The 13802-nt window shown below is 40.1% G+C and carries 12 protein-coding genes; 10 read left to right on the top strand and 2 right to left on the bottom strand.

The genetic code is table 11. The features are described from left to right. Positions 1-47 precede the first annotated feature (47 nt). From PH210_RS17900 to PH210_RS17865, 8 genes are all read left to right on the top strand, one after another. Positions 48-1676, top strand: a complete 1629-nt coding sequence (locus PH210_RS17900) for an NTP transferase domain-containing protein (RefSeq protein ID WP_289987474.1) — start codon at positions 48-50, stop codon at positions 1674-1676. Further along, positions 1660-2625 (top strand): DMT family transporter, encoded by a 966-nt coding sequence (locus tag PH210_RS17895; RefSeq protein ID WP_289987472.1) that lies wholly within the window; start codon positions 1660-1662, stop codon positions 2623-2625. Before PH210_RS17900 ends, PH210_RS17895 begins: the two co-directional genes overlap by 17 nt. A 39-nt stretch (positions 2626-2664) precedes the next feature. Next, positions 2665-3441, top strand: a complete 777-nt coding sequence (locus tag PH210_RS17890; RefSeq protein ID WP_289987470.1) for an SDR family NAD(P)-dependent oxidoreductase — start codon at positions 2665-2667, stop codon at positions 3439-3441. 390 nt (positions 3442-3831) lie between these two features. Then, positions 3832-5115 (top strand): ABC transporter substrate-binding protein, encoded by a 1284-nt coding sequence (locus PH210_RS17885; RefSeq protein ID WP_289987468.1) that lies wholly within the window; start codon positions 3832-3834, stop codon positions 5113-5115. A gap of 93 nt (positions 5116-5208) precedes the next feature. Continuing rightward, positions 5209-6084 carry a carbohydrate ABC transporter permease gene (locus tag PH210_RS17880; protein WP_289987467.1) on the top strand — a complete coding sequence of 292 codons (876 nt, stop codon included), beginning with the start codon at positions 5209-5211 and terminating at the stop codon, positions 6082-6084. Positions 6085-6086: 2 nt separating this feature from the next. Next, complete coding sequence (locus tag PH210_RS17875) at positions 6087-7007, top strand: carbohydrate ABC transporter permease (protein WP_289987465.1); 921 nt, start codon at positions 6087-6089, stop codon at positions 7005-7007. Between the two features lie 82 nt (positions 7008-7089). After that, positions 7090-8103, top strand: a complete 1014-nt coding sequence (locus tag PH210_RS17870; RefSeq protein WP_289987463.1) for an SIS domain-containing protein — start codon at positions 7090-7092, stop codon at positions 8101-8103. A 69-nt stretch (positions 8104-8172) separates the two neighbouring features. Further along, a complete protein-coding gene (locus tag PH210_RS17865; RefSeq protein WP_289987461.1) occupies positions 8173-9009 on the top strand; it encodes a PfkB family carbohydrate kinase in 837 nt (278 codons plus the stop codon). A gap of 208 nt (positions 9010-9217) precedes the next feature. On the opposite strand, the gene PH210_RS17860 is transcribed toward PH210_RS17865, so the two are convergent. Continuing rightward, entirely contained in the window at positions 9218-10204 is a 987-nt protein-coding gene (locus PH210_RS17860; RefSeq protein WP_289987458.1) for an SIS domain-containing protein, read from the bottom strand. Positions 10205-10405: 201 nt separating this feature from the next. On the opposite strand from PH210_RS17860, the gene PH210_RS17855 reads away from it, so the two are divergent. Both PH210_RS17855 and PH210_RS17850 read left to right on the top strand, forming a co-directional pair. Further along, positions 10406-11242, top strand: coding sequence for a sugar phosphate isomerase/epimerase family protein (locus PH210_RS17855; protein WP_289987457.1), 837 nt, complete (start codon positions 10406-10408; stop codon positions 11240-11242). A 104-nt stretch (positions 11243-11346) separates the two neighbouring features. Further along, the gene (locus tag PH210_RS17850; protein WP_289987456.1) at positions 11347-12066 is read left to right on the top strand and encodes a GntR family transcriptional regulator; all 720 of its coding nucleotides are present in this window, start codon (positions 11347-11349) and stop codon (positions 12064-12066) included. Positions 12067-12322: 256 nt separating this feature from the next. Here PH210_RS17850 and PH210_RS17845 read toward each other — a convergent pair whose 3' ends face one another. Beyond that, a complete protein-coding gene (locus PH210_RS17845) occupies positions 12323-13717 on the bottom strand; it encodes a sigma-54 interaction domain-containing protein (RefSeq protein WP_289987454.1) in 1395 nt (464 codons plus the stop codon). Positions 13718-13802: the final 85 nt, after the last annotated feature.

Genomic DNA, 13802 nt, shown 5'->3' with positions numbered 1-13802 from the left:
TTCAAAAATTGAATTAATTCATAAAATGAACATTTGGGAGGCACCACATGGAAAATCAATATAAAGTACGTGAAGCGGTTATTTTAGCGGCAGGAAAAAGTGTGGATTTTGACGAGCCGGTTAGCCTGCTTGAATTGGATAATAGTAATTTATTAACTAGAAACCTAAATCTATTAAAGCAAAAAGGAATCGAAAAAATTGTCATCGTAACAGGCTATAAGAAGGAATCTTTTGATTTCTTGAAGGATGTTGAAGGAGTTTATTTAGCCGAAAACAACAAGTTCAAGTGGACGGGATCGATGGCATCGCTTGCCTGTGCAGCAGAATACATAACAGGCGATTTTCTTTTGGTGGAGCATGATATCTACACAGAGGAAGAGACTTTTGATCAATTACTCGAAAATAGCCAAAGGTCCTGCATTTTGCTTGCAAATGAAAGCGGATCCGGGGCTGAGGCTTTTGTTGAGTTAAAGAACGGCTATTTATACAAAATTTCAAAGGATATCGCGCAATTTAATAGGATTGATGGCGAAATGGTTGGCATCAGTAAGCTTTCCTTTGAGGTTTTTTCCAAAATGATAGAGGAATATAAAGAGAATAAAAACCCTTATTTAAACTATGAATACTTACTGTTGGATGTTGCAAGAGAGTATAATGTCGGCTTTGTTAAAATGAATGACTTAATCTGGACGGATATCGATACCAATGAAGATTATATCAATGCCAGAAATGTTGTGCTGCCAAAATTAAAACGCAGGGAAGCTCAATTTAAAAAAGAGCAAATTCATGAACTGGTCACAAAAGCGTTAAATGTAACTGAAGCTGAGATTGAAAGCATTGTTCCTTTTGGCGGAATGACAAATAAAAACTTCAAGATTACCTTAACGAATCAAAAGGACTATGTCCTGCGGATTGCAGGCGTTGGAACGGAAGCCATGATTAATAGATTCGCAGAAAAAATCAATTCCAATCTTGTCAGTGAAATCGGCATCGACTCGCCATTAATTTATTTTAATTCCGAAACGGGTGTGAAGATTTCGGAGATTATTCCAAATGCCGAAACGTTAAACGGAAAAATGTGTAAGCGTGAAGACATCATGGAGCTGACGACGGACCGATTACGCACGCTGCATCAATCGAATATTCCTATGGAAAATACGTGGGATGTATTTAAGGAAATGGATAAATATGAACAATTAGTCATCAATGCCGAAGGCCAATTTTATGAAGGCTACGAGGAAGTTCGCAGTCAGGTGAAGGAAATTGAACGGATTTATAAAGCGATGAATATTCAGTTTGTCCCTTGCCATATTGACCCTGTTGCCGAAAACATGGTGAAAAGCGGCGAAAGACTATATCTAATTGACTGGGAATACAGCGGCTTGAGTGATCCAATGTGGGACATCGCGGCACATTCGATGGAAAGTGTGTTTTCACCTGAAGACGAGGAATTGTTCTTATCCCATTACTTTAAGGGAGAAGAAGTTACGGAAGAGATCAAAACAAGAATCTTAATGAATAAGATCTTCCAGGATTTCTTATGGAGCACCTGGACGGTCATAAAGGAAGCAGCAGGTGATGATTTCGGTTCATATGGAATTCATCGTTTCGATCGTGCTAAAGAAAATATTAAGAAGATTTTAGGGGAGGGGAAAGTGCTTGAATACAAAAACTAAAGGTTCATTAGCAGGCTTAATTTCAGCGATAACGTGGGCATTGGATACTGTTTTTATTGGAGTGATCCTAGCACATACTTTATTTGTGTCAACGGACAAAATCATCTTTTTAGCTCCGCTGATTAGCACCTATTTCCATGATGCCTTTTCAGCTGTATGGGTCATGATTTATATGGCGTTTAAAGGGGAACTAAAGAACTCGTTCGCGAAGATGATGACTCGCAGCGGCCGTTACGTCATGCTGGCAGCGTTAATGGGCGGTCCGGTCGGTATGACTTGTTACGTGTTAGCTGTAAAATATATCGGGGCTTCGTACACGGCTTCGATTTCAGCCGTCTATCCGGCTGTTGGCGCCTTGTTTGCCTTCTTATGGTTAAAGGATAAACTTTCGATCAGAAACTGGATCGGACTTTTTGTAAGTATCCTCTTTATTTTTATTTTAGGTTACTCAAGCGGGGGACTTGGGCCTAACGCTACATTAGGGTTCATTTTTGCTTTAGGCTCCGTTTTTGGCTGGGGGATGGAATGTGTTATCTGCGCTTATGGGATGAAGGATGATGTAACACCAGAGCATGCCCTGCAGATTCGACAAGTCACGTCTGCCTTGGTATTCGGATTGATCATCATTCCAATCTTTGGCGGTTATGCGGTAGTCGGTGACATTATCATGTCTAAAGAAATGATCTATATTGCATCAGTCGGATTATGTGGCGCCGTTTCTTACTTAGGCTACTACAAAGCGATTAACGAAATTGGTCCGACAAGAGCAATGGCCCTCAATATTACCTATGTTTCTTGGACGATTTTCTTCGGGTTTATCTTCTTTGGAAGTCCGGTTACAGCAAAACTGCTCATTTGCAGTGTCATGATTATAGTCGGTTCAATTATTACTGTCGCAAATCCAGATGAACTTAACTTCAAAAAATTGTTCAAAAAGGCAGCAGCTTAATTTGCTGCCTTTTTGGCTGATGGAGAGAGGGGATACATAATGGGGAAATTAGATGGAAAAGTAGCGATTATTACGGGTGGAGCAGGCGGCATCGGTATTGAAACGGCCGGGTTATTTTTAAGAGAAGGGGCGAAGGTTGTTTTAGTTGGACAAACCGAGGAGAAACTGCTCAAGGCCAAGGAAGAGCTTGTGATTTTCGGTGAAGTGCTTGTTGTACAGGCGGATGTTTCTAAGGAAGCGGACACTGTGAATTATGTCAGAACGACTATGGACCATTTTGGAAAAATCGATATTTTCTTTAACAATGCCGGTATTGAGGGGCCGATTGGCAAGTTAGTGGATGTATCGGTTGAGGATTTTGATAAGGTGATGAATGTCAATGTAAGGGGTGTGTTTTTAGGCTTAAAGCATGTATTGCCGATCATGATGGAACAACGTAGCGGCAGCATTATTAATACGGCGTCAGATGCCAGCTGGATGGGGTATACAGACTTAGGGCCGTATGTAGCGGCCAAGCATGCTGTTGTCGGGCTGACAAAAACAGCCGCCAATGAAGCGGCACATGCCAATGTAAGGGTCAATTCGATTCACCCGACAAGTGTGAATACGAGAATGATGAGGTCGATTGAAGAGGCAATGAACCCGGGTGAATCAGAAAAGGCAAGGGAAATGTTTGCTGGGCTGATTCCATTCGGCCGTTACGCGGAGCCGATAGATGTTGCGAATCTTGTACTATTCCTTGCTTCCGATGATAGTTCCTTTATTAGCGGCAGCCAGCATCGGATTGATGGCGGGATGTCGGCGAATTCAAATTAATAGTATTCCTAATGAAGCCAGTCATTTGACTGGCTTTTTGTTATTTTATAACAGCTTTGTGGGAATTGGAAATAAGCAATTGTAATTTTAATAATATTTTAACTATTATAATTACTGATTTTATGGTATTTTATCTTATAAATAAACTATCGTAGTATACCTATAGTAGTTTTATTAATAGAGAGGGTGCTGTATTAAAAATAATTTGAAAATTCCCCTTATTTCGATATTGACTTCAAACGTTATAGTATGTAATATAATCTTATAATACAATTGGACATGAGATATAACGTGTTCCATAGAGAGGGAGGCTAAAGAGCTGCAGTACTGAACCTATTTAAAGATGAAAGCGTTTTAGATGAGTTGTATAAGGAATAATTAATTGGGGGTATGTATGTGAAACGTTGGTTTACTCTAGCAGTTGGTATATTCATGGTAATGTCATTAATACTAGCAGGATGTTCGTCAAGCAGCTCTACCTCATCCAAATCAGAAAATGGAAAGAAAACGATCACATTTTTCTACCGCTGGCCAAATGAGCCATACAAAACATATTTTAATAGTGTGATTAAAGAGTTTGAAAAGCAGCATCCAGACGTTCATGTTGAACAAGTAACGGCGTTAAACGATGATTACAAACAAAAGGCAAACGTACTTCTTGGAAGCCAGAATCCACCGGATGTTTTCTTCACTTGGGCCGGAGAATATGGTCAGAAGTTTATCCGTGATGGCGTAGCTTTAGACCTTACAAAATACTATCAAGATGACAAGGCCTGGTCAGACAATTTAATCGCATCACAGGTGAAATTCTTCCAAAAGGATGACAAAACCTATGGTGTTCCACTATTTACCGACAGTAAACTATTCTTCTACAACAAAGATCTATTTGATAAATTAGGTTTGAAAGCACCAACTACATGGGATGAGTTTATCACTGTACTTAAAACCATTAAAAAGAGCGGCCAGACTCCAATCATCTTAGGAAATAAATCACCATGGGCAGCTGCTCACTATGTAACAGCATTGAATCAAAGAATTGTACCGCAGGATGTGTTAGCAAAAGATTTAAGCTTTAAGGGAGCAGAGTTCACAGATCCTAGTTATGTTGAGGCATTAAAGAAGCTGGATGAATTACGCCCTTACTTTAATGAAAATCCAAATGCAACTGCACATGATGAAGCGAGAAACTTATTCCTAGGCGGCAAAGCTGCGATCATGTTCCTAGAAACACAGGAAATTACGTATATGAAAAACGCTGCATTTAAATGGGATTCCTTTAAAGTACCGACCATCGATGGTGCTAAAGGCGACCAGGGAGGCTTAATCGGTGCTCCAGAAGGATTTATGGTTCACAGTAAATCAAAACACCCTAAAGAAGCAGTCGAGTTCTTAGAATTCTTAACTTCTAAGGCAAATGGTGAAAAATTGGCTAAGGATACCGGTATGCCAAGTACGGTTGAAGGAGCGGTTAATGCCAATACCGCAACGGAAGCTGATGTAAAAGCGATGGATATGATTAAAGAACAGCCAAACATGCTGATCTGGACAGACAGCGCATTAGATACTCGAATTTTCAAGCCTTATGGCGATGGCGTTCAAGCTTTGATTGGCGGCACGATGAAGCCAGAACAAATCATGAAGGCCGTACAAGATGCAGCGAAGCAAGTGAAGTAATAAAGAATAATGAATTCTAGAAGGTGTCGGTTAATAGGAAACTAGCTTCCTATTAACCCGGCATTTTCATAGATGTTGATGGGAGGGGTATAGATGCGTAGAACGAGAATAATCCCGCTTGTATATATGGCACCTGCCTTATTGATGCTGGCCCTATTTGTATACTATCCATTGGTTCGAAATATCATTAATGGCTTTTATGAATGGAACCCATTCACATTAGATAGAAGCTTTGTTTCACTAGATAACTATACACGCTTGTTTAAAGATCCCGTCTTTTTCACGGTACTTAAGAACAATCTCCTATACGCCATTATCTCCGTTATCCTCCAGGTTGGGCTTGGATTAGTGATTGCAGCGATATTAGAAGATAAGATTTTCAGGAGATTTTCCACCTTCTTCCGGACAACCTTTTTTATCCCGGTTCTCATTTCAATGACGGTTATTGGGATCCTCTTTAGCTTTATCTATAATCCAGATGTCGGCTTGCTAAATAGCTTTTTAAGATTGGTAGGTTTGGGCGAATGGACGGAAGGATGGCTGGGGAATCCAAAAACATCAATTTTTGCTGTCATTGCCGTTTCCCAATGGCAAAGTATCGGTTATACCGTTATGTTGTATGTGTTAGCGGTTCAAAAAGTCCCTGGAGAATTATATGAAGCTGCTACCATCGATGGAGCAGGGAAAATCCGGACTTTTTTCAGCATTACTGTTCCACAGGTAAAAGAAATGACATTTGTTCTATTAATCTATACGGTGACAGGCTCCTTCTTGGTGTTCAGTGAGGTGTATGTATTAACAGCTGGTGGTCCAAGCAACTCATCACAAGTTTTTAGTACATATCTATATCAGAAGGCGTTTATTGATAATGAACCTGGGTTTGCTTCAGCGATTGCCAACGTGATTTTGGGTATCACACTCATTTTCTATTTTATTCAAAATAAGTTCTTAAAAACAGGGGAGGAGTAAAGATGAAGCCGATGGAAGCACATGAAGATTCACAAATGGTTAGTCCCGGCGGAAAGGTCTTAAAGTTTCCGAATAAAAACTTTAAGGCTTCCAAAAGAAAGCCAGGCTTATCAATTACAGTCGGACTAATCTTTCTTTTCCTAACTCTATACTTTATTGCCATTGCCTATCCTTTATTTTGGATGATTGTCAATTCTTTTAAAAATACAGCTGAGATTTTTAACGACAGCTGGGGACTTCCGAAAGAATGGCTCTTTTCAAACTATACGACAGCCTGGGAACAAGGGGTTTCCAGCTACTTCGTTAATAGCTTGATTATCACGGGAGGCACCTGTATTCTGACGGTTTTAATCAGTGCAGCCTGTGCTTTTGGGTTGACTCGTTATCAACTTAAAGGCGGCAAATTTCTGCTGCTTTTCGTTTCAGCCGGCCTGATGTTTTCACCTCAGAGCAGTTTAATCCCTCTTTATGAATTAGTTCAAAAAATGGGGATATTTGATACGCATTGGGCTCTGATTTTAACCTTTACGGCTTATCGGATTCCATTAACGGTTCTATTAATCCGGTCCTTCTTCTTGTCGATTCCGAAAGAGCTGGAGGAATCCGCATTTCTGGATGGAGCGTCAAGCTTGGATGTATTCGCAAGAATCTACATGCCAATGAGCAAACCGATTATGTTTACGGGTATAATTTTAACCGCTTATTATGCTTGGAACGAGTTTTTATTTTCGATCCTCTTCATTCAAACAGAAGAATTAAAGCCGATAACTTCCGGTCTATTAGTCTTTAAAGATGCGCTTAATACGAACTGGGGAGTTTTAATGGCTGGGTTGGTTATATCCGCACTGCCACTGATAATCATATTTATTTTCATGCAGAAATTTTTTGTCCGCGGTTTGGCAGAGGGAAGCGTCAAGGGATAATAGGGGGAAATATCCCCTGCTTCTCGAATAATTATATAACGTATTATAATGTATTGCATATAAACCAAAGGGAGTGAAAGGAATGTTGAATTTTAACAGGGAAAAATATCTTACAGTAACTTGCGGGGCTGTGGGCCTTCGAGAGGAAATTGAGCGTGTTGCGGACCAGGTTTATGAAAAAGGGTTTAAGAATATTTTCTTAATTGGCTCTGGCGGAGCAGTAGCAACCTTTTATCCGTTTGAATATATGATTAACTCGACATCGACGATTCCAGCTTATGCGGAAATCGCAGCAGAATTTGTGCTGCAGAATCATAAACAGTTTACTTCAGATTCTCTTGTGATTCTTTCATCACTATCTGGAACGACAGAAGAGACAGTCGCTGCAGCAAAATACTGTAAAGAAAGGGGAGCGACAACGATTGGCTTGACAGGCGAATACAATAAGCCGCTTGCTGATACAGTTGATTTTCCGCTTGTGAATTTTGCAGAAAATGATTTTGCCAGCGATTCCAATCAGTTAGTGCTCTATTTGTTGATTTTTAAATTAATGAATAAAAATGGCGATTTCCCTAACTATGAGACATTCGCAGCCCAATTAGAGGTACTTCCTGAAAAATTAATCGAAGTAAAAGAACAGTTCGAAGCTAGGGCAGAAGCATTTGCTGTTGCCTATAAAGATGAGCCTTATCATATGGTGGTAGGATCCGGTTCAACTTGGGGCCGCGCTTACTCCTATGCGATGTGTGTGTTGGAGGAAATGCAGTGGATCAAAACAAAGTCGATTCACGCAGCAGAATTTTTCCATGGCACATTGGAGTTAGTCGATGAAAACACAAGCATGATTCTCCTAACGGGTGAAGATGAAACGCGCCCGCTGATGGAACGGGTGGAGCGCTTTTCAGAAAAGTATACGAAGAAGGTAACAATCCTTGATACGAAGGATTACGAGCTAGAAGGGATCAGCGAAGAGTTTAGAAAATATTTATCACCAATTGTTACATCTACGCAGCTTCAAAGACTCAGTGTCCATTTAGAAGATAAACGCAATCACTCGTTAGAGATTAGAAGATATTATCGTACGGTAACTTATTAAAATAATTGGCGGGAAGATACAATGTTTCGTTGTATCTTTCTGCTATTCAACGAATGGGAGGATTCAATTATGAAGTTAATTGCTGTTGGAGATAACGTAGTAGATTACTATGAAGACCGCGGGGAGATGTTCCCTGGCGGAAATGCCGTCAATGTAGCGGTATTTTGGAGACGGTATGGCGCCGAGTTCGTTTCCTATATTGGAATTGTCGGGAATGATGAAGAGGGCGATCATATCGTCAGTTCGTTAAAGCAGGAAAATATCGATGTTTCCCAGGTTCGTAAAGTGTTTGGACCATCAGGTGAGGCTGTTGTCACTTTAGACGAGCATGGCGATCGGAAGTTTGTAGGCTCGAATAAAGGCGGGGTTCAAAAGCTTGTAAAACTGAATTTTGCAGAAGCAGAATTGGAGTTTATTAGTACTTTCTCATTGCTGCACACAAGCGTATATAGTTATATCGAAAAGGACCTGCCTTTATTGAAAAAATACATCGATATTTCCTTTGATTTTTCAACAAGGTACGATGATGAGTATTTGGAGCTGGTTTGTCCTCATATCAAATTTGCCATCTTCTCTGGAGGCGATTTAACGAAGCAAGAGTGTGAAGCGCTGATCGCGAAAGTTCATGCAGCAGGAACACCAAATGTGATTGTAACCAGAGGATCAGAAGGATCCGTATTTTCAGATTCCCGTCAGGTTTATGAACATGGAATTGCCGAGGCTGATGTCGTTGATACATTAGGAGCTGGCGATACATTTGTGGCTGTGTTCTTAAAGGAGTATGTCCAGCATGGTGATGCAAAGACGGCGATGCAAAAGGGTGCTGCCGCTGCGGCAGAAACGTGCGGACGCTTTGGCGCATTCGGCCATGGCAAGGAACGGGAGAAAAGGATTGTCATTGGGTAAGGTTCTGAGTGGACCCGAAGTAACCCGTTCCTAATAAGGAGCGGGTTATTTTTTCAGATAAGTTTTCAGAGTGCCCGAGATAGGTTAAAAAAGAAGTCGACGGTCACTGTGGAGAGTTCAGAGTGCCCGAGGCAGGTGAAAAAAGAGCTCGGTGGTCATCATTAAATTGAAAAAGCCCCTGAGTCTAAACTCAAGAGCTTCCAAATAATTAGTATTCCACTTTCCACATATAACGTCTTTTTGACAGAGGATGATTACGGGCTTCTGACAGCTGTTCAGCATATCTGCGTAGAATATTATTTAATACCAGCGGAGCAATATAGCCTTTTAATTCTTCGTCTATGCCAGTCAGATCAAGATCCTTAGCGTCTAAAACGACCAATTTTTCGCCGTATTTTTTCGAGAAATCCAATGCTCTTTCATCAAGAGGACGGGTTTCATCCAAGCCAAGCAGGATAATAAATGGAACATCCTTATCGATAATTTCGAATGGACCATGGAAATATTCACCGGAGTGAACGGCATTGGAGTGGATCCATTGCATTTCCATCAGGATACAAATCGCATAGGAGTAAGCGATTCCATAGTTAGCTCCGCTTGCCATTGTATAAATTACTTTTTCATCTTTGTAATCTTGACCAAATTGTTGTGCTTGGCTTTCATATTGCTTGTTTGACTTTTCAAAAACAGCCTCGAGATTGTGTAAGCTGTTGATCAATTTATCAAACTTAGCGTTTCCTTCTAGTACGTTTAAGGCACCTAAAGTTAATTGATAAAGCAAGCCTAAATTTGTATTAAAGGCAATAGATTCTTCGCCCCATTCATATTTAACAACAAATTCACTTTCCTGTGCCAGCGGAGAAGTTGGCTGGTTCGTAAAACCAACAGTTAAGGCGCCTTTTTCACGGGCAAATGTCGCTGCTTTAACGGTTTCAGGTGTTGTACCAGACATAGAGCATAGGATGACCAATGAATTTTCACCAAGTTTTCTAGGGTTGCGATGAATGAATTCATTAGAACTGTAAACGTCTGAAGAAATATTTAGGGCTTCACGGTCCATTATGTACTTATTTGGATACATAATGGCAGAAGAGCCGCCGCATGCTACAAAAAATACGTGGTCAATAGTACGTCCTTTCAAAGCATCTAATACCGTTTGAACCTGTGGATCTACAACTACTTGTGAATTAACCATTCATTTTTCCTCCTTAGAATCTTTGGTTTGAAATATAATAATACATTATATAACATTATATTAACCGCCTATAAAATAATTGTCAATCTTTTTTGAACATTAAATTTATTAGTAATATGGAAATTTATATTAAATTGACTTATAACATAATATAATGTTATATTTATTTTGAATATTTTTACAAAGGGGAGGGTAAGAAGCGTGGTGAAGATCACTCGGGATCAGATTACAGGGATGAACTTCCATTATAAGCACTATCCATTGGAATATTTTTTTGATGCAATGGTTCGCTATGAATTTAAAAATATTGAACTATGGGGAGCGTCTCCTCATTTTTATGTAGAAGAAATGAGCATCCAGGATATTCGAAATGTAAAAAAAGAAATTGATAGAAGAGACTTATCGGTGGTCTGCTTTACACCAGAGCAGTGTGTTTACCCTATTAATCTTGCCGCAAAAGAGAAAAGGATTCGTGAAAATAGTATTCAATATTTTATCAAATCAGCAGAAGCGGCAAAAGAATTAGAAGCACCCATGCTGTTGGTTACTCCAGGATGGGGCTATGAAAATGAAGACAGACAGGAAGCTTGGAAAAGAACGAGAGATTCATTGGAAAGATTAGCAGGTGCAGCGGCAGAGCTGGATTTAACCCTTGCGTTTGAACCATTAACGAGAATGGAGTCCAATTTGGTTAATGATGCGAAGTCCTTAAAAGCGATGTTAGATGAAGTCAATAGCCCGAATCTAAAAGGGATGATTGATACGATTCCAATGGCGCTGGCAAAAGAGGATTTTCTTGATTATCATAACCTATTAAATCAGGACCTGGTTCATATTCATTTCATCGATGGGAAACCGGAGGGCCACCTTGCCTGGGGGGATGGTGTGCTGCCATTACAGAAATACATCGATCAATTGAACCAAATTGGCTATAAAGGGTATCTGACTTTAGAATATACCTCCTACCAATACGTTCAAAACCCCGATGCTGCCATTGAAAAATCGTTGGAGGTCCTATCTAATATAATAGAAGGATAAAAAACAAAATTGATAGCGTAAATGAAATTATATATACTTAGTAGTATCAAGGAAATGCCGAAAATCCCAACTAAAACATTTTTGATAGAAGGCAGGTGAAACAGATGTTAAAACAGGATGATCACATTCCATTGTATATCCAATTAAAGGAGTCTATCCGCAGTTCAATCGTAAATGGAGATTTAAAGTTTGGTGATAAAATACCAACAGAATTAGAGTTGAGCGAGGAATATAAAATTAGCAGGATTACGGTAAGAAAAGCCATTGTCGAATTAGTGGAAGAGGGCTACCTTGTAAAAAAACAGGGTAAAGGGACATTCGTAAACAAAAGGAAAATTGAAAGAAAGATTGTCCATTTTTTAAGCTTTAGTGATGCTTGTAAAGCGAACGGATTAAAAGCGAGCAGCAAAGTCATTAAAAAAGAAATTATCCAGCCAACCTCAAAGGATCAAACAATGCTGCAGCTTGAGGATGGAGATGCTCTGTTATTTATTCAGAGAGTCAGATATGCCGGCGATTCGCCAATCATGATTGAAAACAACTATTTTTCCTATAAAGAATATCACTCTTTATTAAATGAAAATTTAGATGGCTCCATCTATAAGATTTTGGAAGAGAAACTGGGCGTAAAACCAGCCGGTTCGAGCGAACTTTCCTTGGAGATTGTCAGGGCAGGCGATGAAGAAATGGAGCTGCTCAATATCGCAAGCGGCGAACCCCTCTTTTTCATGGATACCACGGTCACAGATGAGAACGGCCAGCCTGTCCATAGAGGAAAACAGTATATTTTAGGGGACAGCTATAAATTTATCTTGAAGCAATAATTATTTGAAAGCGCTTTGATATTTTGAAATAATGAAAAGCCGAGATCCTTCTCGGCTTTTTATATTGGCTCTGTTAAACGATATTGTTGTTTTTTTATACTCTGTTGATTGGAGCGGAGGGCGCTCGACTCCTGCGGGAGTACGGGGCAGGGGAGACCCCGCAGGCGCCAAAGCGCCGAGGAGGCTCACCGGCACGCCCGCGGAAAGCGAGCGCCTGGAGCGGAAATCAACAGCCAAAGTTAACAGAGCCTTTTTATTAAATAGAAAGCTGGTCCTTAAACTTTTTTAATTTATAAATAATAGTAGGCTGACTAAGGCCTAAATATTCCGCCATTTCATAGGTGGTTTTGCACTCCCTGTAAGCTTTTGCTAATAACTCAATTTCTACTTCCTCCAGCACTTCTTTTAAATTCCTTTTTTCGATACACCCCTTCTCAAGGGCCCATGTGGAATCCTTCATATTTTTCTTAAAATCAAAAGGAAGATGTTCAGGCAAAATCATATCATCTTCAATCGTCAGGATCAGCCGTTCCAGCAAATTCTCCATTTCACGGACATTTCCCGGCCACTCATAATCAATTAACAAGTCATACGTAGATGTGTGCAATTTTTTAGACTCGTTGTATTTGGCATTCAGTAATTCCAAGTAATGCTTTAACAAAATCGTAATGTCATCTTTTCTTTCCTTTAAAGAAGGGATGTGAATCGGGATGACATTTAAGCGGTAGTAAAGGTCCAAGCGGAATTTCCCCTCGTCGACCATCCTTTTCAGGTTTTGGTTCGTAGCCGAGATTAGTCGGAAATTAACGTGGCGCTCTTTTTTTCCTCCGATTCGCAGGAATTTTCTTTCTTGGAGAACTTTTAGCAACTTTACCTGCATGTTTAATGGCAGCTCGCCAATTTCATCTAAAAAAATCGTTCCTTGGTCTGCTTGCTCAATCAAGCCTTGTTTTCCTGATTTTTGTGCTCCCGTAAAGGATCCTGGCTCATAGCCGAACATTTCCGATTCAAATAACGCTTCAGGGATTGTACTGCAGTTTACTTCAATGAAAGGTTCTTTTTGACGCTCGCTTTGATCATGTATATATCGGGCCAATGTGCTTTTTCCAACACCCGATTCCCCTAAAAATAAAATTGCCGCATCGGTTGGAGCCACGCGCTTTAGTGTCTTAAAAATTTGCTGCATGCTTGTGCTTCTGAATAAAAGCGGCCGATCGCTGGCGTCTTTTTCGCGCAGCTCCTCTACTTCAGTTTGGAATCCGGCCACCTTTGACTGCAGCTGGCTGTATTGCTCCTGCAATTTCACAATCTCTGTTTGGTCCTGGCTGTAGCTGATTACTCTGATTAAACGTCCTTCCTGATTAAAAACAGGATAGCCAGTCGACATGACGACTTTACCTGACTGGGTATGTTGCATAATCCGGACAATTTTTTTCTCTTTTATGACAAGGGCATTAATCGAAGGAGAGAGGATTCCTTGTTTTTCCAATTCATAGACAGACATTCCGATATAGGATCCGGGTTCTAACCCATACATGACCCAATGTTCCGGATTGGAGCGCAAAATGATGCCATTCTCATCGGTGACCGTAATGTTGTTGTTTGAGGTTTCAATGATTTTATCGAGCTCTAGTTTTACGTCATCGTTCATGTAAATAACCTCCTTGATTAAATTTTCAATCAAATCGGACAATTAATCAATAATTAAATTAATATTGATTGGAAATTAAATCAAC

It is taken from the genome of Paenibacillus sp. BSR1-1, from assembly GCF_030403775.1.
GTDB lineage: Bacteria > Bacillota > Bacilli > Bacillales > Cytobacillaceae > Neobacillus.
Note: the sequence above shows the minus strand (reverse complement) of the source record. Positions and strands in the feature narration are given on the sequence as shown.